This window comes from Mesorhizobium sp. M1423, assembly GCF_040317575.1.
In the GTDB taxonomy this organism is placed as follows: domain Bacteria; phylum Pseudomonadota; class Alphaproteobacteria; order Rhizobiales; family Rhizobiaceae; genus Mesorhizobium.
The window spans coordinates 119,555-145,187 of the sequence record NZ_JAMYKU010000009.1 but is presented as its reverse complement, the minus strand read 5'-3'; the positions used below and the strand labels follow the sequence as shown (position 1 = coordinate 145,187).

The window sequence follows — 25,633 nt, the reverse complement described above, 5'->3', positions numbered from 1 at the left end:
TTCTAGTGCGCCAGCCTGCGGCGCCCAAGCCGCAGCGGAGGTATTGATGACCCTACAGCCAGCCGCGGCGGCGGAAATACCAGAAGGGCAGGATTGCCGAAAGCACCATCATGCCGATGGCGAAGGGATAACCAAAGTGCCATTTGAGCTCGGGGATGATGTCGAAATTCATGCCGTAGATTGAAGCGACAAGCGTCGGCGGCAGGAAGATGACAGCGGCGACGGAGAAGATCTTGATGATGGCGTTCTGCTCGATCGAGATCATGCCGAGCGTCGCGTCGAGCAGGAAGCTGATCTTCTGCGACAGGAACGTGGCGTGGTCGGCGAGCGACAGCACATCGCGCGACAAGGTCTTGATGCGGGCGCGGGTATCCTTGCTCATCCTGGTCTGCGTGGAGGCATGGGCGAGGAAGCCGGCAAGGCGCTGCAGCGAGATCAGGCTGTCGCGGACCGAGGAGGCGAGATCCTCCTTGCGGCCAATGCCTTTCAACAGCTCCTGGAAGTCGCGGTTGCGCTTGGAAACCTTGGTCGAGCGTGCCTCGAAGATGTCGCGCGAGATCGCCTCGACGTCGCGGCCGGCGCGCTCCAGAATGTCGGCGAGGCGGTCGACGATCGCCTCCAGTAGTCCGATCAGGATGGTGTCGCCGCTGGTGCAACCGGTCGCCACCTTCTCGGCGCGCTGCGGAAAGGTCTTAAACGCCTTCGGTTCGTGGTACCGCACAGTGATCAGCCTGCTGCCGGCGAGCACGAAGGTAACCGGCGACATCAACGGATCGTCCACCTCGGTCTGCGCAGGCAGAATGGCGGTCATGAAGTAGGCGCCGTCCTCGACGTAGAGACGGCTCGAGATCTCGATCTCTTCCATCTCGTCGCGGGTCGGAACGGCGATGCCGAGCCAGGTCTCAATTGTCGTCTCTTCTTCCTTTGTCGGGTTGAAGAGGTCGACCCAGACCACAGTGTCGCTGTTCTGCAGGAGATCGTCGACCAGGCGCAGGCGATCATTGTCGACGACGAAGGCCTTGATCATCGCCGGGTCTCCCTTGCTGTTGCCAAAGAGCGTTCGTTGGAGGGGCGCGTCAGTCAGATCGCACGGACACGGGCAGGTGAGGCGCGAGGCCGGTGCAAAGGCCCCTTAGACCCCGCACGACGGCCCGTCAAGCAGCGCAAGAGGCACTGCGACCCCTGCTTTGAAGTTTGGCATCGAGCGGCGGCAATGGTGGCCGCTGGGCTCCCTCGCCTGGTCAGGTGTTGAACTTGAACAGCATGATGTCGCCGTCCTGGACGACATACTCCTTGCCTTCGTCGCGCGCCTTGCCGGCCTCCTTAGCCGCCACTTCGCCGCCCAGCCTGACGAAGTCGTCATAGGCGATGGTCTGGGCGCGGATGAAGCCGCGCTCGAAATCGGTGTGGATAACGCCTGCCGCCTGCGGCGCCCTGGCGCCCTTGTGCACGGTCCAGGCGCGTGTCTCCTTCGGCCCGACGGTAAAGTAGGTGATGAGCTGCAGCAGCTCGTAGCCGGCGCGGATGACCTTGTTCAAGCCGGGTTCGTCCAGGCCGAGCGTTGCCAGGAATTCCATTTCCTCTTCGTCCGAGAGCTGGGCGACCTCGGCCTCGATCGCCGCCGAAATCACAACGGTGCGGGCACCTTGCGCGGCCGCCATCTGCTCGACCGCCCTGGTATGGGCGTTGCCGATGGCGGCATCGGCTTCGGCGACGTTGCACACGTAAAGCACCGGGTGCGACGTCAAAAGGTTCAGTCCCTGCAGGATGCGCAGATCCTCAGCCGAGATGCCGTTGAGCAGGATGCGGGCGGGCTTGCCGGCCTGCAGTAGTTCAAGCGCCGCTTCCATCATGGGAAGTACGGTCGCTGCCTCCTTGTCCTTGCCGGCGGCACGCTTGCGGATCTGCACGATGCGGCGCTCGAGGCTGTCGAGGTCAGCAAGCATCAATTCGGTCTCGACGGTCTCGGCATCGGCGACAGGATCGATGCGGCCCTCGACATGGGTGATGTCGTCATCCTCGAAGCAGCGCAGCACATGGACGATGGCATCGACCTCACGGATGTTGGCGAGGAACTGGTTGCCCAGCCCTTCACCCTTCGAGGCGCCGCGCACCAGGCCGGCAATGTCGACGAACGAGATGCGCGTCGGGATGATCTCCTTCGACTTGCCGATCGCGGCGATCTTCTGCAGGCGCGGGTCGGGCACCGCAACCTCACCGGTATTCGGCTCGATGGTGCAGAACGGATAATTGGCGGCCTGTGCCGCCGCCGTCCTGGTCAACGCATTGAAGAGCGTCGACTTGCCGACATTGGGCAAGCCAACGATGCCGCATTTGAAACCCATTTTTGTCTGGTCCTATCGGGAAATCGAAATTTGATCAGGGCTATGGGCGAAAGCGCCGACGATCGTCAAGGCGCAATTCAATTCAGACGCTGCGCGATGTCGTCGGTGCCTATCGCCAACGCGTGAACGCCGGACCTGCTCAGTATTTGCAGAAGATGCCAGAACGCGTCGACATCCGCGGTTCCGAAATCGATCGTCAGTTGCCCCTCGAGCAATTGCGCACTGTGAATGATGCTTCCTACGGTCTCCGATGTTTCACGCTCGCCATCGATATCGAACCAGCCGCGAAACCATTCGTCGAAGAGATCGCCGTCAAGCTCATTTACGGGGAATTTGAAATGAACCTCGTCCCACTTGAACGGTGAGATGAGGACATCCATTCCACCGATCCCGGCGTGAATATCCGGAGAGAATTTCACATAGGTATCGCTATTGATGAACTGCGGATTTGGCTGTCCGTCATTGCCGACGAAATCAACCGCGATGAGATTTCGATAGAAGGAATCGACGTTCGAAAACTTGACCTCGGTCGCATGCGATCCTTGGCCGTTGCGAGCAAGTTCGCCGGCAGCGGCGACGAAATAATCAACATACTTCTGCCTTACGCGGCGAACCAATTGCTGGACGTCATCCATATTCATGGCTCAGTCCTTGCCGCCAAAAAGCTTCTTCAGCATCGCCGCCATCGGGCCGGTTTTGGGCAGCTTGGCCGCCGGCTGCTGCGGCCGTGCCTGACGGACGTGGCTTTGTGCCTTTGGCGCCTTGGGTGGCGGGCGGTCGTCGTCGTCCGTCGGCGTGAGCTTGTCGCGCAGCGCCAGCGTCACGCGATTCATGAACGAATTGTCGTCGCCCTTGGCAAGCAATCCGGCACCATCGGCGATTGCGTCGAGCAGCACGTCCAGCCATTCGCGGTCGGCCTTGGCGAAATCGCCGAGCACATGGCCATGCACCATTTCCTTGACGCCGGGGTGGCCGACGCCGATGCGCACACGGCGAAAATCCTTGCCGACGTGCTGGTCGAGCGAGCGGATACCGTTGTGGCCGCCGGAGCCGCCACCGACCTTGACCCGCACCTTGCCGGCGGCAAGGTCGATCTCGTCATAAAAGACAGTCAGCGCCGAAGGGCCGAGCTTATAGAAGCGCAAGGCTTCGCCGACCGATTGGCCGGACAGGTTCATGAAGGTCTGCGGCTTGATCAGGATCACCTTGTCGCCGGCAAGCGTGCCTTCGGCGATCAGCCCCTGGAATTTCTTCGACCAGGGCGAAAAGGAATGGCGGCGGGCGATCGCGTCCGCCGCCATGAAGCCGACATTGTGCCGGTTGTTGGCGTATTTCGCGCCCGGATTGCCGAGGCCTGCAAAGACAAGCATCGTCGCCTCCGGGCGGGAAGGGGTTACTTCTCTTCGGCGGCAGGAGCCGCTTCGGGCGCAGCCGCTTCAGTCGTCTCTTCTACGGCCTCCGGCTTCATCGCCGAGGAGCCGGCAATGGTCGCGATGGTGAAGTCACGGTCGGAGATCACCGGCTTGACGCCGGCCGGCAAGGTGACGGCCGAAATGTGGATCGAATCGCCAATATCGGTGCCGGTGAGATCGATGGTGATGAAATCCGGGATCGCATTGGCCGGGCAGTGGAATTCGACCTCGTGGCGCACGATGTTGAGCACGCCGCCGCGCTTGATGCCGGGCGACTTGTCTTCATTGATGAAATGCACGGGCACGTCGACATTGACTTCGGTGTCCTTGCCGATGCGCAGGAAATCGACATGGACCGGGAAATCCTTGACCGGGTCGAGCTGGAAGTCCTTGGGCAGAACCTGGATCTTGTTGCCGTCGACATCGATCGTGGCGACCGTGGTCAGAAACCCGCCGCCATGGATCTTGTAGTAGATGTCCTTATAGGTCAGCGCAATCGCCAGGGGAGGCTGCTTGTCGCCGTAAATCACTGCAGGCACTTTACCGTTGCGGCGAACTGCACGGGCGGACCCCTTACCGACCTGTTCGCGCGCTTCGGCCTTGAGCTCGTAAGTATCGTGGCTCATGGCATTTCCTTTCGCGTTGTTCTGGAGCGTTCGCGGCCGGCAACGTGCCGGGGCCGTAAACGTCGAAAGCCGACATAGCTAACGCATGACCTGGTCCGAAAACCGGAATCCACTTTTCGGGATCATGCGGGAAGGCGGCCTTCCGCCGCGTTGCCTCCAAGGGTGTCTACGCGGGTGGCGGCTCTATAGCGGAAGGCGGCGCGAGGTGCAAGCGGGGCGGAAGGTGCCCAGGGACGGACCGTGTCCCATCAATGTCAGGCCGGAAACAGCAGTACCGAAAGCAATGCTGCAATGTACAGTCCGACGCCAAAGGACAGATGGGTCATAAGGCTGCGCAGGCGCGCAGTGCGCGGATTGGGAACTTTCGAAGCCGCGATGCCGATCCCAAAAGCCGGTTGCATCACGAAGAACGGGGCGACGATGGTGCAGACGCCGACCAACAGGGCCGGAAGCACTGTCGGGTGCCGTGCCCAGTCGAGGCTCCACACTCCAATCAGCGCCGCGGCAAATACGATGCCGGTCGCGTAATGTGCGCTCCATCCAATGGCGGTTCCGCCGCGAACGCGAGCAGCTTGCGCGATATTCGCGTGCGCGAAACGGCCACGCGGAAAGTGTCCGATCCAGCGGCCGACCCAGGCGTAATCAAGCGATGGAATCGCGAGCTTTCGCTTCAGAAACCATCCCCAAAGGTCCATCAGGGCTGTCGCGCCGATACCAATGACGGCCGCACGGACAACGAACTCCAACATTTTTGCTCTCCTGTTTCACCCGTCAGACATTAACCAATTAGAATCAATCATTCAACATATTGATTGATTGATTGATTAATGCTAGCCAAGTCATATGAAAAGCACGGACGTTCACCACCCGATCTTCGACGAAGTAGCGGATCTCGCCCGCACCTTGGGGCATGCCCACCGGCTGGTTCTGCTGCGTCACATTGCCGATGGCGAACTGGCCGTCGAGCAGCTGACGCAGCTTTCGGGGATCGCATTGGCGAATACGTCGCAGCATCTTCAACATCTCAAGCGAGCGGGCCTGGTGCAGACCCGGCGAGACGGAAAACGCGTTCTGTACCGGCTTGCAGATGGCCCAATCGAAAACGTGTTCGCGGCGCTGCGAAGCCTTGCAAACCATAGACGCGAGCAGATCCGTGAGTTTATCAACGACAGCATTAGCCAGCCGGACAGGCTGGAAAACATCTCGCGCGAGGAACTCGTGCGCCGCATGCGAAACGACGAAGTCGTGCTGCTCGATGTCAGGCCGCAGAACGAATTCGCGACGGGGCATTTGCCGGGTGCGATCAACATTCCCGCTGATGAGCTGGAGCAGCGGCTTGCGGAGCTTCCACGAGAGAAGGTCGTTGTCGCCTATTGTCGTGGGGTCCAGTGCGTTCTGTCGGCCGACGCTTTGGCAATCCTGAGGGCACGAGGCTGGGCCTCGCGCCGGTTCGAAGGCGGCTTGCCCGAGTGGGCAGCTGCAGGCCTGGGTGTAGAGGGAACGAACTACGAAAGCGGCTGACGGCCGCCAAATCGGCGTCGCCGGGCCTGGCCCAAATAACCGCAGCGGGCGATGGCACGGCGGCTGGACGGGCGCGTCGGAAGAGGGGATTCGCTTAGAAACCGAACCCGGGCTTCACCCGACCGTGGTCACCTTCCTCGCTTCCTTCATGTTAGGCAGAAAAACCGTCAGCAGCCCGAGTAGCGGCAAATACGAGCAGACCTGGAAGACGAAATCGATGCCTTTCATGTCGGCGACGACGCCAAGCACGGCGGCCGCGATGCCGCCCATGCCGAAGGCGAAGCCGAAAAAGATGCCGGCGATCATGCCGACCCGGCCGGGCACGAGTTCCTGCGCGAAGACGACGATGTTCGAGAAGGCCGAGGACAGGATCAGGCCAATCAGCACGGTGAGAACCATCGTCCACTCGAAATTGGCATAGGGCAGGGCCAGGGTGAAGGGCAGCACGCCGACGATCGAGAACCAGATCATCGCCTTCTGCCCGTAGCGGTCGCCGAACGGGCCGCCGAGCAGGATGCCCAGGGCCGAGGCGCCGAGGAACAGGAACAGCATGACTTGCGACATCTGGACTGAAACGCCGAATTTATGGATGGAATAGAAGGTATAATAGCTGGCAAGGCTGGAAATATAGGCGTTCTTGGTCAGTACCAGCAGCGTCAGCACCAGCAGCGCTCCCATCACCTTGCGGCGCGGGAAGGGCGAGACGAAGCCTGCCGTCTTGCGGGTGCTCTGCGCGGCACGCAGGCGGCTGTACCAGCCGCCGACCTGCCACAGCACGATGATGCCGATCAGCGAGCCGCCGGCGAACCAGGCGATGCTGGTCTGGCCGAAGGGCACGACGATGAAGGCTGCCAGCAGCGGCCCCATGGCCTGGCCGAAATTGCCGCCGACCTGGAACAGCGACTGTGCCAGGCCGAACCTGCCACCAGAGGCGAAGCGCGCGATGCGCGAGGATTCCGGGTGGAAGATCGCCGAGCCAATGCCGATCAGCGAGGCGCCGATGAGGAGCAGCGAGTAATGTCCAGCATAGGCCAGCACGACCAGGCCGATCAACGAAGAGGCCATGCCGTAGGGCAGCGAATACGGCATCGGCCGCTTGTCGGTAATCATGCCGATCACCGGCTGCAGCAAGGATGCCGTCACCTGGAAGGTGAAAGTCAAAAGGCCGATCTGCCAGAAATCGAGACCGTAATTGTCCTTCAGCAGCGGATAGATCGCCGACAGCAGCGACTGCATGATGTCGTTGATGCAATGGCAGAAGCTCACCGCCAGGATGACGGTGAAGGCCGTCGCCTGAGCTGAAATGTGGCTGGCCGCTGCCGGCTTGGCGTCGGCGGTTGCTGTGGTATCGGTCAAGGCAGGCTCCGTGGTCTTTTTGGCGGGCGCTCCCGCAGGCGGTCTTATGGGCCGGCTGCCTTATACGTTGCTTGTCACGCGACTTCTTTCGTGGTTTGGTCCAATAGTTTCGCAAGTGGGCCATAGCTGATGCCGCATGGCAGGGAAATGTTCAGAGCGGGCGATACCGATCGTGGGCTGTTGCATGAGCGTCGCTGGCAATGGCTGGAGCAGGCCGTCGGGCCGGCGGTGGCGCTGCCGACCGAATATCCGGACGGCTATCACGTGCCGCGGCACCATCACAGCCGCAGCCAGTTGCTGCACGCGCTGGTCGGTGTCGTGCTGGTGACGACGCGGCATGGGCGCTGGATGGTGCCCCCCGACCACGCGATGTGGATCCCAGCCGGCACCGAACACTCGGTTGAGATGCTGGGCGACGTCAGCATGCGCTCCGTCTATGTGATGCCGGAGGCCATTCCCGGCCTGCCGGACGGGTTGCGCGTCGTCGGCATCACCGACCTGATGCACAGCCTGATCGTGGAATCGGAAAAGCTGCCGCAGGGCGCCGAGCTGGAGGGGCGGGGCGGGCTGATCATGAAGCTCCTGCTGCACGAAATCCCGAACCTGCCGCAACGGCCACTCGGACTGCCGTTCCCGTCCGACGCAAGGCTGGCAGCGCTGTGCCGGCGCTTCGTCTCGGCACCGTCACCGCACGCGACGATCGATGAATGGGCCGCTATCGTCGGCATGAGCCGCCGCTCTTTCACCCGCGCCTTTCATCGCCAGACCGGATTGTCGCTGTCGACTTGGCGCCAGCAGGCCTGTCTGTTCGCGGCGCTGCCACGGCTGGCCGACGGCGAGCCGATCACAAGGGTGGCGCTCGATCTCGGCTATGACAGCGTGCCGGCGTTCATCACCATGTTCAAGCGCATGCTGGGAGCCTCGCCACGCGGTTACATGCGCGGCGCCCGTGATGCTGGTGAAGGTGTGCGGCGAATAAGCGGTCCGGCTCGGCCTGAGTCGCAGCCCTAAAGCGCGTCGCGTTCGACCGGTCTCATGCGACGCGCTTTAGGTTCTTGTTTTATGCATGTCGTTGTCGCAAAACCGCTGCTCACTTTTGCGCGACATGTATTAATCGAACAGGCTCGACACCGATTCCTCGGTTGCCGTGCGGGAGATCGCCTCACCCATCAGTTCGGCGATGGAGATGACGCGGATATTGGCGGCGTCCAGCACTGCCTGGGTCGGCTGGATGGAATCGGTGATGACCAGTTCCTGCAGTTTCGAGGCGCCGATGCGGGCGATGGCGCCGCCGGACAAAACGCCATGGGTAGTATAGGCGGTGACACTGGTGGCGCCGTCGGCAAGCAGCGCATCGGCCGCATTGCATAGCGTGCCGCCCGAATCAATGATGTCGTCGATCAACAGGCAATCCTTGCCGCGCACGTCACCGATGACGTTCATGACTTCCGATTCGCCGGGGCGCTCGCGACGCTTGTCGACGATGGCCAACTGGGCATCGATGCGCTTGGCGAGGGCACGGGCGCGGACCACGCCGCCGACATCCGGCGACACCACCATGACATTGGCGAGCTGCTTGTATTTCGCCTTCACGTCACGCGCCATCACCGGCACGGAAAACAGATTGTCGGTCGGGATGTCGAAGAAGCCCTGAATTTGCCCGGCATGCAGATCCAGCGTCAGCACCCGGTTGACGCCCGCCCGCGTGATCATGTTGGCTACCAGCTTGGCCGAGATCGGTGTGCGGCCGGAGGCGCGGCGGTCCTGCCTGGCATAGCCGAAATAAGGAATAACCGCAGTGATACGCTTGGCCGAGGAGCGCATGAAGGCGTCGATCATGATGAGCAGTTCCATCAGATGATCGTTGGTCGGGAACGAGGTGGACTGCAGGATGAAGACGTCCTCGCCTCGCACGTTCTCCTGGATCTCGACGAAGATTTCCTGGTCAGCGAAGCGCCTGACGCTGGCCTTGCCCAGCGGAATGTTGAGGTAGCGGGCGACTGATTCGGCCAGCACCCTGTTGGAATTGCCCGCGAAGAGCTTCATGCACCGTTCCTGGCGAAGGATTGAGAGACTCCGATAGCACTCCAGCCTCTTAGTCGGGCTTTTAGCGGCCCGCGCCGGTATTGCAAGCGTCGTGAATGGGAATCCGCCGGCTAATCTCAATAATCGCTTACGGCTTGACGATGCGGCGATAGGTCCACTTCGATGCCGACAGAATCGGGATAGCTTCTATCTTTCAGTCTGAGCATGCTCTTTTCCGAAAACCGGATTCCACTTTTCGGAATCATGCTCCAGGTCAGCCGGCGCCGCCGCCAAGCCAGGTGGCGAACTGGTCGATTGTCTGGTCGGCAATCGCCTGCATGGTCGCCGGCGCGACCGCCGCCCAGCCTTCGCCGCCACCGACGGAGGGCGCCTTCTGCTGGCCGTTGATGCGATGCAGCCGGTTGCCGGCCGGGTCATAGATGTCCCAGACATAGATGACGGTGGTGTCCTTGCCTTCCGTCATGGTCGAGAAATAGCCCTTGAGCACGTGCGTTGGGGTCTGGTCGGTGCTGCCGGCCAAGGTGATGCCACGCTGCCTGGCGCGTGTCTGAAGCTCGGCGGTCAGCGGTGTCGCGGCTTCTACCGAGGCGCCGACGATCGGCGCCACCTGCAGCCGGGTTCGCGCAACGGCAGCGGCGCTTTTGGCGGGCGGCACGGCTGCTGCCGCCGGAGGCTGCGCTGTATCTGCAGTTGGCGCGGTGCCGGAAGACGGCGCCGCAGTTGAGGGGGGCGTTGCGGCGCCGCCGGCTCCGGGCAGGGATTGGGTCGATTGCGGGGCGATGGCCGAGGGTTCGAGAACGTCCTTCGCATTGGTGCAAGCCGCCAGCGCCAGCGCCGCGAGCAATGACACGGTCGTCACATGCGATCGTCTCATTAGCCTGAAAACTCCTTGGCGACGAACGCCCCTCACACTTTTTCCATTATGGATTCACTGCACGATCAAGTCGAGATCATGGCGGGACAGCGGCTTCGGCTGGGATTCGGTCGTCAGGTAGGTGCGGCCAAGGGTCATCGCCGTTTCGGTTTCGGAGTCCATGATGATCATATGGGCGAACAGCGTCATGTTCGGCGCAATCGGTTCGGGATTACCCTGATAGAACATCGGCATATCCATCCAGGACGGGGTGAAGCGGGCGCCGAGCGAATAACCGCAGGCATTGAGCCGGTGCTTGGTCAAATTGTGGGCTTCGAGCGTGCGGGCATGGGCGTCGAACACGTCGCCGAACGTATTACCAGGTGTCATCGCCTTCTCGACTGCAAGTAGCGCGGCGCGGGCGGCATCGAACAATTCCTGGTGGCGTTTCGATACCTTGCCGGTCAACACCGTGCGCATCATTGCCGCATGGTAGTGATGGAAGACACCGGCCCATTCGAGTGTCAGCTGGTCGTTCTTGGTGAGCTTGCGGCGACCGGCCTTGTAGCGGCAGAGCAGGGCGTCGACGCCCGAGCCGATGATGAACTCGTTGGCCGGATAATCGCCGCCGCCGGCAAAGATCGCGCCTTGCATGGCGGCGAGGATCAGCGCCTCATCGCCGCCCTGCTTGATCAGCGGCAGTGCTGCGTCCAGCGCGTCGTCGGCCAGATTTGCGGCTTTTTCCGCCTTGGCGATTTCGGCCGGGCTCTTGAACAGCCGCAGCCGGCTGACAATGCCAGAGGCATCTGCGATCTGCCCGAAGGTCTGCAACTGCTCGTCGAGGCGCCGGCCATTATATGCCGTCAGGCCGTGGGTGTCGTATTCGACGCCGATGCGGGCGCCGAGCAGGTCAAGCTCGTTGAGCAAATTGCGCAGGTCGACCGCCGGATTGGCGCCGTTGCGATCCGTCCACAAAACGATGTTGTCGATGATCGAGGTGTGGCGTGCCTGGCGCAAATCGGCCGAACGCGTCAGCAGTACCATCGAGCCGTCGGCCTTGACCACCAGGCACTGGAAAAAGCAGAAGCCGAACGTGTCGTAGCCGGTTAGCCAATACATGCTTTCCTGCGCAAACAGCAGGACGGCGTCGAGCTTCTTTTCGGCGATCTCGATCATCAGTCGATCGCGCCGCGCGTCGAATTCCGAGCGTTCGAAATGCAGCGCCATCAGTCAGTCTCCAAAACGATTGCCGAAACCTGCCGTCCGTAGTCGGGCTCGTTGCGATGCGTGCTGCGCCGATAGGAGTAGAAAAGCTCTTCCTCGGCATAGGTGCAGCGGCCGAGCCCTTCGGCATTGACGCCAGCCTTGGTCAGCCGGTCGACCGTGTAGCGGTTGAGATCGAACATCGCGTGTCCGGCATTTGCGGAGGGCGCGAAATAGCGGGCATTACCGGCATCGGCGTCGACGAAGCGGGCGACGAATTCCGGTCCGACTTCGTAATTCTGTGGGCCGATGGAAGGACCGAGCACTGCGACGATGCGGTCACGCCGGGCGCCGAGGCTTTCCATTGCCGCGATGGTGTTTTCCAGCACTCCCGTGAAAGCGCCTTTCCAGCCGGCATGGGCGGCTCCGATAATGCACGCCTCGGCGTCAGCGAAGAGGACCGGTCCGCAATCGGCGGTCGAGGCCCCGATGGCAATGCCCGGCCGGTCGGTGACGATGGCGTCGGCCTTGGGACGCTCGCCGGCAAAAGGTTCCCTGGCGATGACGACGTCCGGCGAATGAACCTGATGAGCAGTCAGCAGATGGCTTGCCGCCACGCCCATCCATTCGGCGACGCGGCGGCGATTCTCGCGCACCAGCGTCTGGTCGTCGCTCGATCCGGTGCCGATGTTGAGGCCCCGGTAGATGCCGCTGGAAATGCCGCCGACGCGTGTGAAGTAGCCGTGGCGGATGCCTTGCGCCGTTTCCAGCAAGGGCGACCGAACGGGATCCGGTTTGGTCTGATTCAGCATGGCGGCTTTGTTGTCCGTATGGGCGATTTCGTCAAGCGCGTTGAAGGCGGCGAGTTGAAGGTAGGCAAGTTGAAGGTAGGCGAGTTGAAGGCGGGCGCAGTTGAAGGCGAGTGCAGTTGATGTCGGGCGCAGCCGGAGAGGGGAGAGTGGTAGAGGCGACAGCGAAAAGTCAATCCGCGCTTGCGAACGGCGGAACGGCAATGCCGGGAGGAAGGATGGCAAGCACCTTGAAGAGCTCGCCCATGGCCTGCTGACCGGCGAGGCGCTCGACGTCGGCCGCGATCTTTTCACGAGCTGCCTCATCGGCATTGGCGCCGAGCCGGCCAGCTCGTTCGAGAAGCCCCATCTTGAGCAGGAATTCACCTTGCGTGGAGAGGTGGGCATCGAGGCTGTGTGCCCGAACGGTTGCAGCGAGGGCAGCGAAATCGACATGGGCGGTGAGGTCGGCCTCCCCCGGATTCGCCAGCACGTCCTCATGACCGTGCTTGCGCAAGGCCTGCAAGGTGTCGCCGATGCCGGGCTGGAGGTGACCGTAGTCGAGAAACAGGCCGGCGCCGCCAAATCCGGCAAGTCGCCCGGCGATGGCCGCCATCAGGGCGGCGCGGGCTGGCGCCACCTCGACGATCGCACCTTGCGGCGCATTCTCGGCATCCTCCGGCAGCAGCATCGGGTCGAGCGAGCCGGTGCCGACGAAAAAGCGAAGCTGGTTCGCATCGTCGAGACCGATCATCCGTTCGCGCCAGCCGGCTCCGGCGCGGACGAACTGGCGAATAGGCACCGCGTCAAACAGCTCGTTGCCAACAATCAGAAGCTGCCCCCGCGGTAGTGTGTCGATGGTTTCATTCCAGGCGATGGTGGCCGACGTCCCGGCAAGCGTCCGTTTCTGGACCTCGGTCAACCGCGGACTGGTCTCGATCAAGGCGAATGATGCGCTGGCGGTAAGCGTCGGATCGAGCCGCGAAAGCGTGCGCAGCATATCTCTCATCAGCGTGCCGCGGCCGGGGCCTATTTCGGCGATGGCGACCGGCGTCGGCCGGCCGATCGCCAGCCATGCCTGGTAGAGCCAGACGGCGACCAGCTCGCCAAACATCTGGCTGATCTCCGGCGCGGTGACGAAGTCGCCGGCGGCGCCGAACGGCTCGCGTGTCGTATAATAGCCGTCCTGCGGATCGAACAGGCAGAGCGCCATGTATTCGCTGATGGGGATCGGTCCCACCGCACCGATCAGCTCGGCGATGCGTGTCTTCAGCGGCGTCATGCGGGCTGCGGTTTTGTCACCGGCTTGGCTGTAGCCATCGCCCAGATGCCGGCCAGCACCATCGGCAGCGACAGCACCATGCCCATGGTGAGCCAGCTCGTGCCAAGGAGATAGCCGAGCTGCTGGTCGGGCTCGCGGAAGAATTCGACGAAGACGCGCGAGGCGCCATAGCCGGCAATGAAGGCGCCGCCGACGAAGCGCGGCGTCTTCAGCTTGAGCCGCGAATGAGTGAGAAAGCGCAGGACAAGGAACAACACCAGCCCTTCGAGCAGCGCCTCGTAGATCTGGCTCGGATGGCGTGCAAATGGGCCGCCATTGGGGAATTCGAATGCCCATGGAACGTCGGTCGGTCGGCCCCATAGTTCGGAATTGATGAAGTTTGCCAGGCGAACGAGGCCAAGCCCCACCGGCACGCCGGCGGCAACAACGTCGAACAGCGACCATGTGCGGATGCCACGCGCCCGGGAAAACAGCGTCATGGCGAGAATGACGCCGAGCAGGCCGCCATGAAACGACATGCCGCCCTGCCAGACGGCGACGACATCGAGCGGATTGGCGATGTAACGCGGCAGGTCGTAGAACAACACGTAGCCGGTGCGTCCGCCGAGCACCACGCCGATGGCCGCCCAGACGATGAAGTCGTCGAGATCCACGGGCTTCATCGGCAGGGTGCCGTCGGGCCAGAGTTTCGGGTTGGTGACGAGGCGCTTGGCATACCACCAGGCGAACAGGATGCCGACGATGTAGCCGACGCCGTACCAATGCACCGCCAGCGGTCCGATCCGGACGATGACCGGATCGATGTTGGGGAAGGGCAGGGCAGCCAGCGGCAGCAAATATTCGCTCAACAGGGTCTCCCGGTTCCGGTCAGGTTCGGGCGCGGACCATGCGGCAGGGTTTTGGCAGGGTCAAGGCGAGCATATGCTTGCATTCCGCATCGTGCGCCACTACGTCAATTCGACCAAGCGAGGATTTGCCATGGCGACCGGACCGAACCGCATTCTCGATGAATTCGCCAAGCTGATGACCGACGCAGCCGGTGCCGCGCAAGGCGTGCGGCGCGAGGTGGAGACCGCCTTCAGGGGCCAGGCCGAGCGGATACTCAACTCCATGGACGTCGTGCAGCGCGAGGAATTCGAGGCCGCTCGCGACATGGCGGCGAAGGCCAGGGAAGAAAACACCCGCCTCGCTGCTCGCATCGAAGCGCTCGAGGCCAAGCTTGCCGAAATGACCGGTCAGGCAGCGCCTGCGGCTTCGGCAAAGCCGCGTGCAAAAAAATAATAAAAATATTCGTTAAACTTTTCCACAAAGCCGGATCGCAAAAAGCGCTTTGTCGTGAATCGCTTACCGGTACTGCGTGGATCTTTCCGACAGCGCCTTTCCACATGCGAATGACGCAGTGCGAAAAATTGGGCTGGTCACGCGACTCCCGATCAATAGACTGAATTTGTTGCATGATTCGGAGCAGGGTCATGCGCCGGGCGGTGGGGTCCGGTCCGGGGTCTTTGCGTTGACGAAGTCCTGGCCGTCCGAGTTCTAGGCAGAATTGTTCGAGTGTGCCTCTCCCGCGGAGCGTGTGGTGGCGCTCCCAGAACGACAGGAAGCATTTCATGGAACTTCTCGAACTCGAATTCTCCCGCGAAATCCATCCGGTGGATGTTATCGAGCAGGTGGCCCACAACAACGACTGGTCCTTCGAGCGGGCCGGCGACGATGAGATCTCGATCTCGGTTGCCGGAAGCTGGACCGACTACCACGTTTCATTCTCCTGGATGGAGGACTACGAGGCGCTGCACCTGGCCTGCGCTTTCGACATCAAGGTGCCTGAGGCGCGCGCGCTTGAGGTGATGCGGCTGCTTTCGCTGATCAACGAGCAGATGCTGTTTGGGCATTTCGACCTCTGGGAGCAGGAAGGCGCCATCATGTTCCGCCAGTCGCTGCTGCTGGCCGGTGGGGTTGAGCCGTCGAGCCAGCAGGTCGAGGTGCTGCTGTCGTCGGCGCTGGAAGCCTGCGAATGCTATTTTCAGGCCTTCCAGTTCGTCGTCTGGTCGGGGACTTCGGCCAAGGACGCGCTGGCCGGCGTGCTGTTCGAAACCTACGGAAACGCCTGACCATCGATGAGTTCGAGCAACGCGAGAAAACCCGAGATCAGCTTCGCCGATTTCGACCGCGTCGACATCCGCGCCGGCACGATCGTCGAGGCCGAGCCTTTTCCCGAGGCGCGCAAGCCGGCGATCAAGTTGAAAATCGATTTCGGTCCCGTGATCGGGGTGAAGAAATCCTCGGCCCAGATCACGAAATACTATCCACCCGAAAGCTTGATCGGCCGGCAGGTGTTCGCGGTGGTCAATTTCCCGCCGCGTCAGATCGGGCCATTCATGTCGGAAGTGCTGACGCTCGGTTTTCCCGATGAAGAGGGCGCCGTCGTCCTCGGCGCGATCGAGCGCAAGGTGCCGGACGGCGGCAGGTTATTCTAACTGCGGTTTGCTCAGGCGGCCAGTTTACGCGTGGTACCCAGTGCTTCTTCGACCGTTTCCATGAACATTTCGGCGCAGGCTTTCCAGCTGTAGCGCATAGCACGTTGCCGCGCCTCGGTGCGGTCGACGAGAAGCGCGGCGAGCGCTGCTTGCCGAAGGTCGTGCGAGACCGCGCCGCCGATGCCGTCACCGACGATATCGATAGGCCCGGTGACGGGATAGGCTGCGACAGGCGTGCCGCTGGCCAACGACTCGATAATGACGTTGCCGAATGTGTCGGTGCGGCTGGGGAAGACGAAGACGTCGGCCGAGGCGTAGATCTCGGCCAGTTCGTCGTTCGGGCGATGGCCGAGAAAATGGGTATCGGGATATCTGGCCTTCAGCTTCGCCAATTCCGGCCCTTCGCCGACAACCACCTTGCTGCCGGGCAGGTCCAGGTCGAGGAAAGCCGGCAGGTTCTTCTCGATCGCAACGCGGCCGACGCAGAGGAAGATCGGTCCCGGAAGCCCCAGGTCCTTTCTTTTATCCGGCCGAAAATGATCGGTATCGACGCCACGCGTCCATGGCCGAAGCTTGGTGAAGCCGCGTGCCGCAAGATCGTCGGCAAGCGACTGGGTGGCGACCAGCGTGCCCTGTCCTGAATTATGGAAATCGCGCAGCCAGCGATAGGCCCATGCTTCCGGCACCGGCAGACGCGCGCTCAGATATTCAGGAAAACGTGTGTGATAGCTGGTCGTGAACGGACGGCCGGCGTTGCGGCAGTAGCGCCGCGCCATAATGCCGAGCGGTCCTTCGGTGACGATATGGATGTGATCCGCCTTGCGTGCCTCGATCAGCTGCGCCACGCGGTGCGGCGTCGTCAGCGCCAGCCTGATGTCGGGATAGGTCGGCAGAGGCAGGGTGCGAAAGATGTTCGGCGTCAGGAAGTCCGTCTCGACATCGAAGGATTTCAAGGTCTCCGAGAGGCGCTCCAGCGTGTGGACGACGCCGTTGACTTGCGGGCGCCAGGCATCGGTGACCATCAGGATGCGCATGGCGGTCCCTTGGCGGAGAGCTTGATTGCTTTGCCGCGATGCCTGAACGGCGACCACGCCGCCGCTCTGGCCTCGCACCAGCGCACCCGGGCAGGCGCGGGGTCGAAATGAGGCCGCAGGGCCGAATCAATCAGGATCGCGCGCTTCATTGGCGCTCTTCACCATGGTTTCATGACGGGCGGATGAAGGCCGGCCTCGCTCCCGTCAAGCCGGAACCTTGATCACCGCCCGCAGGCCGCCGAGCGGGCTGCGTTCGAGGACGATGTCGCCGCCATGGCTGCGGGCAATGTCGCGTGCGATGGAAAGGCCAAGGCCGGTGCCGCTGGCGTCGAGGTTGCGGGCCTCGTCCAACCGCACGAAAGGCTTGAATACATCCTCCCGCTTTTCGGGCGGAATGCCCGGACCGTCATCGTCGATAGTGACGAGCAGCGAACCGCGTCCATGATTGGCATTGATCTCCACCGTCTTGGCATAGCGGAATGCATTGCCGACGACGTTGGACAGCAGCCGGGCAAAGGCATTGGGGCGCACATGGACATGCGGATCGCCGGCAAGCACGGTCGACAGCTTGCGCTTGCGCAGCGCGGCTTCCTCGCGAAGCTTGTCGAAGAAGGCTTCGAGGTCGAACCGGCCGGCGTCTTCCGATGCTTCGCCGCGTGCAAAGGCAAGGTAGCCTTCCAGCATCGACTGCATGTCGTCGATATCCTGGTCGAGTGCCTGGGTGTCGGCCGCCTTGGTCCCGGCCAGCGCCAATTGCAGCTTGAAGCGGGTGAGGATGGTCCTCAGATCGTGGCTGACGCCGCTCAGCATGGCGGTGCGCTGCTCGAGCTGGCGTTCGATGCGTTCGCGCATCTGGATGAAGGCAAAGCCGGCGCGGCGGACTTCCTCGGCGCCGCGCGGGCGAAAATCGCGAGGCATCGGCCGGCCTTTGCCGAAGCTCTCGGCCGCCTCGGCCAGCGTCAGAATCGGCCGGATCTGGTTGCGCAGGAAGGGAATGGCGATCATCAGCAGCACCAGTGAGGTGCCGACCATCCAGATCAGGAAAATATGGGTGTTCGATGCATAGGCCTGGCTGCGGCGCACGAAGACCCGCAGCACCTTGTTCTCGAGCTGGACGCGGACCTCGACGATATTTGAATTGCCGACCGTATCGATCCAGAACGGACGGTTGATCTGGCGGGTGATCTCGGACGAAAGGATCTCGTCGAGGATCGAGAAGAACGGCTTTGGCCCGGGTGGCGGCAGTGGGTCTGGCGGCAGGAGGTCGACCTTCAACTGCATGCGATCCTGGGCGATGCGGATGACGTTGGCGTAGTCGGCGTCGTGCGGATAGGTCTCTATCAGGTCGATGATGGCGGCGATGTCGCGCACCGTGGCCTGCGACAGGCGCTGCGTCACGGTCTGCCAATGGCGCTCCATGAAGACAAAGGCGACGACCGACTGCAGCATGATCATTGGCGCGATGACGATGATCAGCGAGCGGGCATAGAGCCGCTTCGGCATGTAAAGCGACACCAGGCGCCAGAAACGGTTCCAAGCGCGCGGCACGGCCTTCAGCGCCCGCGTCGCGCGGGCGCTCAAGCCGCCATCTTCCGGCCGTTCGAGTTGCGTGGTCGCCATTCGTCTTTTCGCTCACCGGCGGCCCAGCAAAGGACCGCTGTCGGCGGCATTCTATTCCACGCTGAGCCGATACCCAATACCGCGCACGGTCTGCAGCCAGACCGGATTGGACGGATCGCGTTCGATCTTGCGGCGCAGCCGGTTGATCTGGACGTCGATCGTGCGCTCGCCGACCTCGGACTCGTCGCCGACAAGCTCATGCCGCGGTATCGTTTCGCCGGCACGCGCAGCGAAGATCGCCAGGATTTCCTGCTCGCGGTCCGTCAGCTTGAGCGCCTCGCCGCCGCGCTTCAGCTCACGCCTGGCGATCTGGAAGGTATAGGGGCCGAAGACCAGCTGTTCGACCTTGGGCGTCGTCGCGGGGCCGCCGCGGCGCAAGATATTGTTGATGCGCAGGATCAGCTCGCGCGGGTCGAACGGTTTTGGCAGATAGTCGTCGGCGCCGGCCTCGAGCCCGGTGATCCGGCTGTCGGTTTCGGACAGTGCGGTGAGCATCAGGATCGGTACGTTTTTTTCCGCCCGCAGCGCCTTGGTGAGATCGACGCCGCTTTCACCCGGCATCATGACGTCGAGCACGATCAGATCGAAATCGAGGCCGGTGAGCTTGCGCCGCGCCTCGCCGGAATTTCCGGCAACGGTGACGCGAAAACCGTTTTCGGTCAGATACTGTTTCAGAAGATTGCGGATTCGGGTGTCGTCGTCGACCACCAGCAGATGCGGCGCGTCGTCTTCCGGTGCTGTCGGATGATCAACCCTCTCAATGGTCTCCATGGCTTTTCCCTGACATCTTTGCGGGCACAATGTCGATCTGCGCCCTTAGTTCCGGATTGACCATCGCCTCAAGGAACCGTTCGATAACGGCGCGTTCGGTGGCTCCGGAATCCTCCAATGCAGCATGGATGCGGCGCGACTGTGGCCGCGCCAGTGCCAGCGCCAGCGCACGGCCCTTGGCCGTCGGATAAAGCTCGCGCTGGCGGCGGTCGCGAGGGCCCTGCAATTGCACGATATGGTCGGTGTCGATCAGTTGCTTGAGCACGCGCGCCAGGCTCTGCTTGGTGATCTTGAGCACGTCGAGGAGCTCGGCGACCGTCAGGCCGGGCCGGCGATTGACAAAATGCAGAACCCGGTGATGAGCACGGCCAAAACCGTAGTCGGCCAGGATCTGGTCCGGATCGGAGGTAAAGTCGCGATAGGCGAAGAAGAACAACTCGATGATGGCGAAATCGATGCCATCCTCGTCGGTGATCGCCGTCCTGATCGGCTCTGCGGCTGCGTGGCTCGTCATCTTTTTTCCGTGTGAAGCAGGAAATTATGTCAGCACTATTGACGTATTTTCCGCGCGATGGTAATTTTTGGCAAGCTTTTCGGCGGATTGCGAACGAAAAGGCAAACGAAGCCCTTTTTTCCGGAACTTCCTGAGTTTGCCAGACCTTAAATATCCGCCTACGCTTTGAGACAATGGCCGCCCGCGGCGGCCGAGGCGAAACACGCAACGACACAATGATGTGCGGGCTGCCGCCCGCGGGAGGTTACCATGGCATCCGTTCCCTTCGACCAACTGGACGGCTTTATCTGGATGAACGGCGAATTCGTCAAATGGGCCGACGCCAAGATCCACGTCTTGACCCACGGGCTGCACTACGCCAGCGCGGTATTCGAGGGCGAGCGCGCCTATGGCGGCGAAATTTTCAAGCTGACCGACCACACCGAACGCCTGCATGAGTCGGCGCGCCTGCTTGGCTTCAAGATACCCTACTCGGTCGCCATGATCGACGACGCCTGCCGCACGCTGTTGAAGAAGCAAGGTTTCCAGGACGCCTATGTCCGGCCGATCGCGTGGCGCGGCAGCGAACAAATGGGCGTTTCGGCGCAGAACAGCCGGATCAACTGCGCCATCGCCATCTGGCAGTGGCCGAGTTATTTCGACCCGGCGCAGAAGCTGAAGGGCATCCGCCTCGACATGGCCGAATGGCGCCGCCCCGACCCGCGCACCGCACCGTCGAAATCGAAGGCGGCCGGCCTCTACATGATCTGCACCATGTCCAAGCATGCCGCCGAGGCCAAGGGCTATGCCGACGCCATGATGCTCGACTGGCGTGGCCAGGTGGCGGAAGCGACAGGCGCCAACATCTTCTTCGTCAAGGACGGCAAGATCCATACGCCCAAGCCCGATTGCTTCCTCGACGGCATCACCCGCCGCACGGTCATGGGCCTTGCCAAGGACCGCGGTTTGGAGGTGATCGAGCGCGCCATCATGCCGGAAGAGCTTGAAGGCTTCCAGCAGTGCTTCCTCACCGGGACAGCGGCCGAGGTGACGCCGGTTTCGGAGATCGGCCCGTACCGATTCGAGGTCGGTGAGATCGCCAAGACGCTGATGAATGACTATTCTGCAGCCGTTCAACCCAACCACGCGATTGCTGCAGAATAACGAAAGTCACAGCTTTTTTATCAAGTAGGGGCGGTTTTCGGGCCGCCCCTTTTATTTAAGCGTTTGCGCATTTGACTTTCGTCCAATTCGGCGTCTCATGATGGCGTCGGCCCGGGAGGCTGGCAGCTATGGAGGGATTGGAAATATGGATATGAACACGCTTCTTCCGATCATTATTCAGGTGATTACGGGTATCATCGGTGGTCAGGCGGTGGGCGCGGCTATCAAGACGGCGGCGATGGGTCAGCTTCCCAAAATCCTGGGCGGCGCTGTTGGCGGCGTCGGCGGGGCGGCCATCCTCAGCAGCCTGCTGGGCGGTGGGGCGGTCGATCCGGCAGCAGCCGCCACGGCGGCAGGGGCCGGCAGCGCGTTGAACATTCCCAACATCGTTGGCGGTGCCGGCGGCGGCGCCATCCTGACCGGCATCATCGGTGCGGTCATGAACGCGATGAAGAAATAAGCTTCGACGTTTCAGGCTTTTCAAATGGGCGGCTTCGGCCGCCCATTTCGTTTGCCGTTTGCGGGAGCGGTGGACGCCGTCCGCGTGTGTCTCTACATCAGGGCCTGATTCAACAAGGTTAGAGCTTTCCTGACGCGTTCGAGGGGGCGCGCGGAGCTCCGACAGTGTGAAAGGACAAATATGGGTCAGCTCAACGCCGGCATCGTGCCGGTCACGCCGTTCCAACAGAACTGCACCATCCTCTTCGACATGGACGACAGACAAGGCGTCGTCGTCGATCCGGGCGGCGACATCGACAAGGTGCTGGCGGCGCTCAAGGACAATGCGATCACTGCCGGCGCGATCTGGATCACTCATGGCCATATCGACCATGCCGGCGGGGCCATGGAACTGAAGGAGGCGCTCGATATCGAGATCATCGGCCCGCATGCCGCCGACCGGCCGCTGCTCGCCAATCTCGAGAACCAGGCGAAGCGCTACGGCATCACCGATCCCGTGCGCAACTGTGTCCCCGACCGGTTCCTTGCCGAGGGCGAGACCGTTTCGTTTGGCTCACAGGTGTTTGAGGTATTCCATTGTCCGGGCCACGCACCCGGCCACGTCGTCTACTATAACCGGGCGGCGAAGTTCGCCCATGTCGGCGACGTGCTGTTCCGCGGTTCGGTCGGCCGCACCGACCTGCCGGGCGGCGACCACGCCGCGCTGATCGCCTCGATCAAGGAGAAGCTGTTGCCGTTGGGCGACGACATCGGCTTCATCTGTGGCCATGGTCCCGGCGGCCGTTTTGGTGAGGAGCGGCGGAGCAATCCTTATTTGGTCTAAAGCCGGCCTGGTCTGAAACCGCGAAAAACAAAAAGCGCCACCCACCGGGCAGCGCTTTTGTTCCAGAGGGGAAACTGTCTCAGTTGGCAGTGCAGAAATGCTGTTCGCCGTCATAGCCGGTGAACGTGCCGGTACGCGCGTTGAAGCTCTGGTAGCGGTCCGAGCAGTATTCATACCAGCCGCGGGTCCACGGCTCCGCATAGCTTTCGGCATAGGCCACTCGCGGTTGTACGTAATACCGACGCACCGGGGCAGGCCGGTAGTATTCATCATCATAGGCCGGGTCGTAATAGCGGGGCTGCGGGCTGGCGAGCGCACCGCCGATCAGGGCACCGGCCGCAAGACCAAGGACGCCGGCTGCAACGGCGTCGCCGTGGCCGTGGTGGCGGCGGTGATGGCGCCATTCATCGGCACTGGCCGCAGGCAAGGTCGCAAGCGTGGTCGCAACGACCGCGGCGGACAGGATGGCAGTCTTGAAAATTCCGTTCATGTCGGTCTCCTTCGTGCCGGCCCGGGTCGTTTTCGGGGGGATGCGGTCCGGCTTTAACGAAGATTAATATGCGACCGTGGCTGAACGGGGGCTGAACGAAATTTGACCAAGCGGTTCATTTAACTGCGGTTCAAACATGCGGCAAACACCGCAGGCCAGACCGGCCCACGTCCATTCTGTCCGGGGCTGGTTCAGCCGATCGACAGGTTGACGGCTTTCGGACCCTTGCCGCGCTTGTCCGGCTCGGTGTCGAATGTCACTTTCTGCCCATCCTCAAGACCGGGAAGACCCGACGCCTGCACGGCCGAAATATGGACGAAGACATCCTTTGCCCCGTCGTCCGGCGTGATGAAGCCGAAGCCCTTGGCGTGATTGAAGAATTTGACGGTGCCGGTCTGCGGCATGGGAAGCTCCTTTGATCCCACAAGTCCAGTCTCGGGCCGGCAAATGCCCGGACGGAAATTTGTCCTTTATTTTAGTGCCATCGGCAAGAGAAAGTTTTGCGGGTGCCGGCAAGCATCCCGGAACACAAAAGGCGCGACGAAAACCGCCGCGCCTTTATAAAATTCGAGTTCACACCAAAAGCCTTGCAGCATCCTCACACACCCGAAAGGACGCGCGGCACGCCGCCGTTCAGGCGGCGCGGAGATTGACCGCTTTCGGACCCTTACCCATACGGTCGGGCTCGACATCGAAGGTGACCTTCTGACCGTCGACGAGCGTGCGCAGCCCGGAAGCCTCTATCGCCGAGATGTGGACGAATACATCCTTGGCGCCGCCATCGGGCGTAATGAAGCCGAAGCCTTTGGTAGCGTTGAAGAATTTAACGGTGCCGGTCTGGGCCATTGGGGAAACTCCTTCACCCGTGTCAGTCTTGGTGGTTCCGCCCGCCGCCTGGCGCCGTGGGCAAGTCCCGGTGGTTGCTTCGGCAGTCATGCATTGGCGCATGGTAAAACCCCCCGCCGAAAACGGGGCTGTCAGAGATTCACAGTATCGGGGAAAGGTCGTCCAAAACGTTCCGCTCTCCGGGTCGCAAATGCCCGAACACAAAATTTATCGCACGGAAACGTGATGCTTGCAAGATAGAGCCGCGGGCGGCCCAACAGGCGCATCCCGACGCATCGCACCGATAGAACTGGTTCTCCGCGCGGTCATCGGCCAGACGCAACCCAGGCATGGTCCAGCAAGCTGGGCCGGTGCTGTTTTGGACTTGCGCCGGCAACCCGCCTTGGTTTGCATGCGCCAGGCTACAAACGGGGGTTGCATTTGGCAGCAGAATGGCGAGATTGACGAGGATCGGCCCGATGCAGGCGCGATTATGCGGGGGCGGGAGTTTCGAGGGAGGGAATATTCATGCGGCTTCTTGCGGCAATCTTCTCGCGGCAGGGTTTTTCCATCTTGTTCCTGTCGGCAATTCTTGCGGCCTGCACCGTCGTGGTCGACGAGGGGCCAGGGCCGCGCCCGCCACGGCCGGGGCCGCAATTCTGCACCAAGCAATATGACCCGGTCTGCGCCCGGCGCGGCGGCGACCGCCAGACCTTCGCCAATGCCTGCCTTGCCGAACGGGCCGGATACCGCATCATTCGCGAGGGCGAGTGCCGCGGCGGTGGTGGCGGCGGTGAGGAGCAGACATTCTGCACCCGCGAATACCGCCCGGTCTGCGCTCGTCGCCATGGCGAGCTGCGCACATTCCCCAACGAATGCGAAGCCCGCGCGGCGGATTATCGGGTGGTCGATGATGGGCCGTGCTAGCGCACCGGCCTCACTGTTCGTCCGGATAGGCACCATCGGCGGGGCCGACGTAGAGCTCGGCGCCGTCCTCGTTGGAGATGCGCAGGCGATCGGGGATCTGCGGCATCATCAGCGTGTGAAGCAGCGTGGCGGCGCCTTGCAGGGCGGCGCGCAGGTTCGGTGCCTCCAGCGACACTCGATCGAGTATCGCTTCGTCGGCATCGCGCGAGCGGTAGAACTCGATGACGAAGTTCAAGCACGCCTCCAGGCAGATTGTCGTGCGATCGAACCCTAGCCTTTGGACTTGGGTTTCACAGCGGTCTCCGCCTGCTTGACCGCCGAGCCGAAGGGCGAGGCCGGTTTTGCCGCCACCTTGTCCTTCTTGGGCTTGCGTGTCTCGCGATTGCTGCGCTGTTGACCCTTGGCCATTTTCTGATCCCTTATACGTGTTGCGGATTGCTTTCGGCTCAGTTGGCCGGGTTGTCGACCGGTTCGAGATTGTCTTCCGTGGTGACCCGCTCATAGGTCTCCTGATCGCTGCGAATGCGATATTGCGGCGAGCCGTCCTTGACCGGCAGCCGGCTCTTTATCTGGAACAGCTCCGCGGTCTTTTGGGCAAGGCCGGTGCGGCTCTTCATGCGAACAGTCTGGCCGACGGTGAAGATATGCGAGGGCGTGTCCGTGCGCCGCGCACTCTGCTGGAAGCGGATCATGTGGCATTCTCCTGGTCGTGCCGAAGCGCTGCTTCGAGTTCGGCGTGGTCGACGGCGACAAGCCGGCCGGTCGGGCTTTTCACCGTCCTTGCCGGCAGATGGATGAAGGTGGCGACGCGGCGCCAGGCAAGCCACGACATGCCGTCGATCAGTTCCTCGTCGTGGTCGATGTCATAGTCGCCGGCCGGCTGCATGCCATCCAGGCCGCCAAGCACGAAAGGTGCCGCGAAATGCGCGATGGAATGAGTGGTGCGGGCAGACATTCTCGTGCCTTGAAGTTTCTTTCCGGCCTGGCTCCGGAAGCGGAGCCTGCATTGCGGTACCAGGTGTCGGCGATTTGGATCAGTTTGGCGGGCCGAGAACCCTGACGCCGCGAGGGCCCAAGCATGACCCAAAAACGGTTTCATACCATTAGTCCGAAAATGC

At 62.2% G+C, this 25,633-nt stretch carries 33 protein-coding genes; 9 read left to right on the top strand and 24 right to left on the bottom strand.

The features are described from left to right. Nucleotides 1–52: 52 nt before the first annotated feature. The 6 genes from corA to NKG95_RS14020 all read right to left on the bottom strand — a co-directional run bounded on the left by corA (nt 53) and on the right by NKG95_RS14020 (nt 5,132). The gene (gene corA / locus NKG95_RS14045) at nt 53–1,027 is read right to left on the bottom strand and encodes a magnesium/cobalt transporter CorA (protein ID WP_353041163.1); all 975 of its coding nucleotides are present in this window, start codon (nt 1,025–1,027) and stop codon (nt 53–55) included. A gap of 214 nt (nt 1,028–1,241) precedes the next feature. Next, nucleotides 1,242–2,345, bottom strand: coding sequence for a redox-regulated ATPase YchF (gene ychF, locus NKG95_RS14040; protein ID WP_352846598.1), 1,104 nt, complete (start codon nt 2,343–2,345; stop codon nt 1,242–1,244). Nucleotides 2,346–2,422: 77 nt separating this feature from the next. Then, on the bottom strand, nt 2,423–2,986 hold the full coding sequence (locus NKG95_RS14035; protein WP_352482088.1) for a hypothetical protein: 564 nt from the start codon (nt 2,984–2,986) through the stop codon (nt 2,423–2,425). A 3-nt stretch (nt 2,987–2,989) separates the two neighbouring features. After that, nucleotides 2,990–3,715, bottom strand: coding sequence for an aminoacyl-tRNA hydrolase (pth, locus tag NKG95_RS14030; RefSeq protein WP_023719197.1), 726 nt, complete (start codon nt 3,713–3,715; stop codon nt 2,990–2,992). Nucleotides 3,716–3,738: 23 nt separating this feature from the next. Then, a complete protein-coding gene (locus tag NKG95_RS14025) occupies nt 3,739–4,383 on the bottom strand; it encodes a 50S ribosomal protein L25/general stress protein Ctc (RefSeq protein ID WP_023719196.1) in 645 nt (214 codons plus the stop codon). A 254-nt stretch (nt 4,384–4,637) separates the two neighbouring features. Continuing rightward, a complete protein-coding gene (locus tag NKG95_RS14020) occupies nt 4,638–5,132 on the bottom strand; it encodes a DUF2938 domain-containing protein (RefSeq protein ID WP_353041161.1) in 495 nt (164 codons plus the stop codon). A 94-nt stretch (nt 5,133–5,226) separates the two neighbouring features. Between NKG95_RS14020 and NKG95_RS14015 the strand changes: the two genes are divergently transcribed. Continuing rightward, nucleotides 5,227–5,904: an ArsR/SmtB family transcription factor gene (locus NKG95_RS14015; RefSeq protein ID WP_352787744.1), complete on the top strand. Its 678-nt coding sequence runs from the start codon at nt 5,227–5,229 to the stop codon at nt 5,902–5,904. Between the two features lie 114 nt (nt 5,905–6,018). Here the strand turns inward: NKG95_RS14015 and NKG95_RS14010 are convergent, their stop codons facing one another. Then, nucleotides 6,019–7,260 (bottom strand): MFS transporter, encoded by a 1,242-nt coding sequence (locus NKG95_RS14010; RefSeq protein WP_353000088.1) that lies wholly within the window; start codon nt 7,258–7,260, stop codon nt 6,019–6,021. Between the two features lie 129 nt (nt 7,261–7,389). Here NKG95_RS14010 and NKG95_RS14005 point away from each other — a divergent pair, with 129 nt between their 5' ends. Further along, nucleotides 7,390–8,271: an AraC family transcriptional regulator gene (locus tag NKG95_RS14005; protein WP_353041158.1), complete on the top strand. Its 882-nt coding sequence runs from the start codon at nt 7,390–7,392 to the stop codon at nt 8,269–8,271. Nucleotides 8,272–8,370: 99 nt separating this feature from the next. Here NKG95_RS14005 and NKG95_RS14000 read toward each other — a convergent pair whose 3' ends face one another. From NKG95_RS14000 to lgt, 6 genes are all read right to left on the bottom strand, one after another. Continuing rightward, on the bottom strand, nt 8,371–9,306 hold the full coding sequence (locus tag NKG95_RS14000; protein WP_023678427.1) for a ribose-phosphate pyrophosphokinase: 936 nt from the start codon (nt 9,304–9,306) through the stop codon (nt 8,371–8,373). Nucleotides 9,307–9,559: 253 nt separating this feature from the next. Further along, nucleotides 9,560–10,180 carry a hypothetical protein gene (locus NKG95_RS13995; RefSeq protein ID WP_353041156.1) on the bottom strand — a complete coding sequence of 207 codons (621 nt, stop codon included), beginning with the start codon at nt 10,178–10,180 and terminating at the stop codon, nt 9,560–9,562. A 54-nt stretch (nt 10,181–10,234) separates the two neighbouring features. Then, nucleotides 10,235–11,386: a M24 family metallopeptidase gene (locus NKG95_RS13990; protein ID WP_023678425.1), complete on the bottom strand. Its 1,152-nt coding sequence runs from the start codon at nt 11,384–11,386 to the stop codon at nt 10,235–10,237. Then, nucleotides 11,386–12,174, bottom strand: a complete 789-nt coding sequence (gene pgeF / locus NKG95_RS13985; RefSeq protein WP_023719190.1) for a peptidoglycan editing factor PgeF — start codon at nt 12,172–12,174, stop codon at nt 11,386–11,388. Before pgeF ends, NKG95_RS13990 begins: the two co-directional genes overlap by 1 nt. Nucleotides 12,175–12,343: 169 nt before the next feature. Next, nucleotides 12,344–13,432, bottom strand: coding sequence for a class I SAM-dependent methyltransferase (locus NKG95_RS13980; protein WP_353041154.1), 1,089 nt, complete (start codon nt 13,430–13,432; stop codon nt 12,344–12,346). After that, nucleotides 13,429–14,280: a prolipoprotein diacylglyceryl transferase gene (gene lgt, locus NKG95_RS13975; RefSeq protein ID WP_352483082.1), complete on the bottom strand. Its 852-nt coding sequence runs from the start codon at nt 14,278–14,280 to the stop codon at nt 13,429–13,431. The genes NKG95_RS13980 and lgt overlap by 4 nt, the downstream gene beginning before the upstream one ends. 130 nt (nt 14,281–14,410) lie before the next feature. On the opposite strand from lgt, the gene NKG95_RS13970 reads away from it, so the two are divergent. From NKG95_RS13970 to NKG95_RS13960, 3 genes are all read left to right on the top strand, one after another. Further along, nucleotides 14,411–14,713, top strand: a complete 303-nt coding sequence (locus NKG95_RS13970; protein ID WP_023719187.1) for an accessory factor UbiK family protein — start codon at nt 14,411–14,413, stop codon at nt 14,711–14,713. Nucleotides 14,714–15,042: 329 nt separating this feature from the next. Next, on the top strand, nt 15,043–15,543 hold the full coding sequence (locus NKG95_RS13965) for a type III secretion system chaperone family protein (protein ID WP_023678420.1): 501 nt from the start codon (nt 15,043–15,045) through the stop codon (nt 15,541–15,543). Between the two features lie 6 nt (nt 15,544–15,549). Continuing rightward, entirely contained in the window at nt 15,550–15,909 is a 360-nt protein-coding gene (locus tag NKG95_RS13960) for a tRNA-binding protein (RefSeq protein WP_353021877.1), read from the top strand. An 11-nt stretch (nt 15,910–15,920) separates the two neighbouring features. Here the strand turns inward: NKG95_RS13960 and NKG95_RS13955 are convergent, their stop codons facing one another. From NKG95_RS13955 to NKG95_RS13940, 4 genes are all read right to left on the bottom strand, one after another. Then, nucleotides 15,921–16,943 (bottom strand): glycosyltransferase family 4 protein, encoded by a 1,023-nt coding sequence (locus NKG95_RS13955; protein ID WP_353021881.1) that lies wholly within the window; start codon nt 16,941–16,943, stop codon nt 15,921–15,923. Between the two features lie 204 nt (nt 16,944–17,147). Beyond that, nucleotides 17,148–18,563: an ATP-binding protein gene (locus NKG95_RS13950; protein WP_023719184.1), complete on the bottom strand. Its 1,416-nt coding sequence runs from the start codon at nt 18,561–18,563 to the stop codon at nt 17,148–17,150. A gap of 51 nt (nt 18,564–18,614) precedes the next feature. Next, the gene (locus tag NKG95_RS13945; protein ID WP_023719183.1) at nt 18,615–19,334 is read right to left on the bottom strand and encodes a response regulator; all 720 of its coding nucleotides are present in this window, start codon (nt 19,332–19,334) and stop codon (nt 18,615–18,617) included. Then, the gene (locus NKG95_RS13940) at nt 19,321–19,848 is read right to left on the bottom strand and encodes a MarR family winged helix-turn-helix transcriptional regulator (protein ID WP_023719182.1); all 528 of its coding nucleotides are present in this window, start codon (nt 19,846–19,848) and stop codon (nt 19,321–19,323) included. Before NKG95_RS13940 ends, NKG95_RS13945 begins: the two co-directional genes overlap by 14 nt. Nucleotides 19,849–20,097: 249 nt before the next feature. On the opposite strand from NKG95_RS13940, the gene NKG95_RS13935 reads away from it, so the two are divergent. The 3 genes from NKG95_RS13935 (at nt 20,098) to NKG95_RS13925 (ending at nt 22,273) form a co-directional block, all read left to right on the top strand. Then, on the top strand, nt 20,098–20,991 hold the full coding sequence (locus NKG95_RS13935) for a branched-chain amino acid aminotransferase (protein WP_353041152.1): 894 nt from the start codon (nt 20,098–20,100) through the stop codon (nt 20,989–20,991). Nucleotides 20,992–21,136: 145 nt separating this feature from the next. Beyond that, entirely contained in the window at nt 21,137–21,451 is a 315-nt protein-coding gene (locus NKG95_RS13930) for a hypothetical protein (RefSeq protein WP_023719180.1), read from the top strand. Nucleotides 21,452–21,631: 180 nt separating this feature from the next. Continuing rightward, complete coding sequence (locus NKG95_RS13925; protein WP_352496093.1) at nt 21,632–22,273, top strand: MBL fold metallo-hydrolase; 642 nt, start codon at nt 21,632–21,634, stop codon at nt 22,271–22,273. Nucleotides 22,274–22,352: 79 nt separating this feature from the next. Here the strand turns inward: NKG95_RS13925 and NKG95_RS13920 are convergent, their stop codons facing one another. The 3 genes from NKG95_RS13920 to NKG95_RS13910 form a co-directional block, all read right to left on the bottom strand. Further along, nucleotides 22,353–22,763 (bottom strand): BA14K family protein, encoded by a 411-nt coding sequence (locus tag NKG95_RS13920; protein ID WP_023719178.1) that lies wholly within the window; start codon nt 22,761–22,763, stop codon nt 22,353–22,355. Nucleotides 22,764–22,954: 191 nt separating this feature from the next. Then, on the bottom strand, nt 22,955–23,167 hold the full coding sequence (locus NKG95_RS13915) for a cold-shock protein (protein ID WP_006202521.1): 213 nt from the start codon (nt 23,165–23,167) through the stop codon (nt 22,955–22,957). Between the two features lie 229 nt (nt 23,168–23,396). After that, nucleotides 23,397–23,609: a cold-shock protein gene (locus NKG95_RS13910; protein WP_006202520.1), complete on the bottom strand. Its 213-nt coding sequence runs from the start codon at nt 23,607–23,609 to the stop codon at nt 23,397–23,399. Between the two features lie 507 nt (nt 23,610–24,116). Here NKG95_RS13910 and NKG95_RS13905 point away from each other — a divergent pair. Next, entirely contained in the window at nt 24,117–24,515 is a 399-nt protein-coding gene (locus NKG95_RS13905; RefSeq protein ID WP_352846606.1) for a Kazal-type serine protease inhibitor family protein, read from the top strand. Nucleotides 24,516–24,525: 10 nt separating this feature from the next. Here the strand turns inward: NKG95_RS13905 and NKG95_RS13900 are convergent, their stop codons facing one another. The 4 genes from NKG95_RS13900 to NKG95_RS13885 are packed head-to-tail and all read right to left on the bottom strand — an operon-like array spanning nt 24,526 to nt 25,470. After that, a complete protein-coding gene (locus NKG95_RS13900; protein WP_292661267.1) occupies nt 24,526–24,750 on the bottom strand; it encodes a hypothetical protein in 225 nt (74 codons plus the stop codon). Between the two features lie 35 nt (nt 24,751–24,785). Next, nucleotides 24,786–24,923: a hypothetical protein gene (locus NKG95_RS13895; RefSeq protein WP_023719175.1), complete on the bottom strand. Its 138-nt coding sequence runs from the start codon at nt 24,921–24,923 to the stop codon at nt 24,786–24,788. A gap of 38 nt (nt 24,924–24,961) precedes the next feature. Then, nucleotides 24,962–25,207 carry a hypothetical protein gene (locus NKG95_RS13890; protein ID WP_023719174.1) on the bottom strand — a complete coding sequence of 82 codons (246 nt, stop codon included), beginning with the start codon at nt 25,205–25,207 and terminating at the stop codon, nt 24,962–24,964. Continuing rightward, the gene (locus NKG95_RS13885; RefSeq protein ID WP_023719173.1) at nt 25,204–25,470 is read right to left on the bottom strand and encodes a hypothetical protein; all 267 of its coding nucleotides are present in this window, start codon (nt 25,468–25,470) and stop codon (nt 25,204–25,206) included. The genes NKG95_RS13890 and NKG95_RS13885 overlap by 4 nt, the downstream gene beginning before the upstream one ends. Nucleotides 25,471–25,633 lie beyond the last annotated feature (163 nt).

Excerpts from the sequence above, each read along its gene's own strand:
- corA (WP_353041163.1), bottom strand. The coding sequence starts at position 1,027 with ATGATCAAGGCCTTCGTCGTCGACAATGATCGCCTGCGCCTGGTCGAC.
- ychF (WP_352846598.1), bottom strand. The coding sequence starts at position 2,345 with ATGGGTTTCAAATGCGGCATCGTTGGCTTGCCCAATGTCGGCAAGTCG.
- NKG95_RS14035 (WP_352482088.1), bottom strand. The coding sequence starts at position 2,986 with ATGAATATGGATGACGTCCAGCAATTGGTTCGCCGCGTAAGGCAGAAG.
- pth (WP_023719197.1), bottom strand. The coding sequence starts at position 3,715 with ATGCTTGTCTTTGCAGGCCTCGGCAATCCGGGCGCGAAATACGCCAAC.
- NKG95_RS14025 (WP_023719196.1), bottom strand. The coding sequence starts at position 4,383 with ATGAGCCACGATACTTACGAGCTCAAGGCCGAAGCGCGCGAACAGGTC.
- NKG95_RS14020 (WP_353041161.1), bottom strand. The coding sequence starts at position 5,132 with ATGTTGGAGTTCGTTGTCCGTGCGGCCGTCATTGGTATCGGCGCGACA.
- NKG95_RS14015 (WP_352787744.1), top strand. The coding sequence starts at position 5,227 with ATGAAAAGCACGGACGTTCACCACCCGATCTTCGACGAAGTAGCGGAT.
- NKG95_RS14005 (WP_353041158.1), top strand. The coding sequence starts at position 7,390 with ATGCCGCATGGCAGGGAAATGTTCAGAGCGGGCGATACCGATCGTGGG.
- NKG95_RS14000 (WP_023678427.1), bottom strand. The coding sequence starts at position 9,306 with ATGAAGCTCTTCGCGGGCAATTCCAACAGGGTGCTGGCCGAATCAGTC.
- NKG95_RS13995 (WP_353041156.1), bottom strand. The coding sequence starts at position 10,180 with ATGAGACGATCGCATGTGACGACCGTGTCATTGCTCGCGGCGCTGGCG.
- NKG95_RS13990 (WP_023678425.1), bottom strand. The coding sequence starts at position 11,386 with ATGGCGCTGCATTTCGAACGCTCGGAATTCGACGCGCGGCGCGATCGA.
- pgeF (WP_023719190.1), bottom strand. The coding sequence starts at position 12,174 with ATGCTGAATCAGACCAAACCGGATCCCGTTCGGTCGCCCTTGCTGGAA.
- NKG95_RS13980 (WP_353041154.1), bottom strand. The coding sequence starts at position 13,432 with ATGACGCCGCTGAAGACACGCATCGCCGAGCTGATCGGTGCGGTGGGA.
- NKG95_RS13970 (WP_023719187.1), top strand. The coding sequence starts at position 14,411 with ATGGCGACCGGACCGAACCGCATTCTCGATGAATTCGCCAAGCTGATG.
- NKG95_RS13965 (WP_023678420.1), top strand. The coding sequence starts at position 15,043 with ATGGAACTTCTCGAACTCGAATTCTCCCGCGAAATCCATCCGGTGGAT.
- NKG95_RS13960 (WP_353021877.1), top strand. The coding sequence starts at position 15,550 with ATGAGTTCGAGCAACGCGAGAAAACCCGAGATCAGCTTCGCCGATTTC.
- NKG95_RS13955 (WP_353021881.1), bottom strand. The coding sequence starts at position 16,943 with ATGCGCATCCTGATGGTCACCGATGCCTGGCGCCCGCAAGTCAACGGC.
- NKG95_RS13950 (WP_023719184.1), bottom strand. The coding sequence starts at position 18,563 with ATGGCGACCACGCAACTCGAACGGCCGGAAGATGGCGGCTTGAGCGCC.
- NKG95_RS13945 (WP_023719183.1), bottom strand. The coding sequence starts at position 19,334 with ATGGAGACCATTGAGAGGGTTGATCATCCGACAGCACCGGAAGACGAC.
- NKG95_RS13940 (WP_023719182.1), bottom strand. The coding sequence starts at position 19,848 with ATGACGAGCCACGCAGCCGCAGAGCCGATCAGGACGGCGATCACCGAC.
- NKG95_RS13935 (WP_353041152.1), top strand. The coding sequence starts at position 20,098 with ATGGCATCCGTTCCCTTCGACCAACTGGACGGCTTTATCTGGATGAAC.
- NKG95_RS13930 (WP_023719180.1), top strand. The coding sequence starts at position 21,137 with ATGGATATGAACACGCTTCTTCCGATCATTATTCAGGTGATTACGGGT.
- NKG95_RS13925 (WP_352496093.1), top strand. The coding sequence starts at position 21,632 with ATGGGTCAGCTCAACGCCGGCATCGTGCCGGTCACGCCGTTCCAACAG.
- NKG95_RS13920 (WP_023719178.1), bottom strand. The coding sequence starts at position 22,763 with ATGAACGGAATTTTCAAGACTGCCATCCTGTCCGCCGCGGTCGTTGCG.
- NKG95_RS13915 (WP_006202521.1), bottom strand. The coding sequence starts at position 23,167 with ATGCCGCAGACCGGCACCGTCAAATTCTTCAATCACGCCAAGGGCTTC.
- NKG95_RS13910 (WP_006202520.1), bottom strand. The coding sequence starts at position 23,609 with ATGGCCCAGACCGGCACCGTTAAATTCTTCAACGCTACCAAAGGCTTC.
- NKG95_RS13905 (WP_352846606.1), top strand. The coding sequence starts at position 24,117 with ATGCGGCTTCTTGCGGCAATCTTCTCGCGGCAGGGTTTTTCCATCTTG.
- NKG95_RS13895 (WP_023719175.1), bottom strand. The coding sequence starts at position 24,923 with ATGGCCAAGGGTCAACAGCGCAGCAATCGCGAGACACGCAAGCCCAAG.
- NKG95_RS13890 (WP_023719174.1), bottom strand. The coding sequence starts at position 25,207 with ATGATCCGCTTCCAGCAGAGTGCGCGGCGCACGGACACGCCCTCGCAT.
- NKG95_RS13885 (WP_023719173.1), bottom strand. The coding sequence starts at position 25,470 with ATGTCTGCCCGCACCACTCATTCCATCGCGCATTTCGCGGCACCTTTC.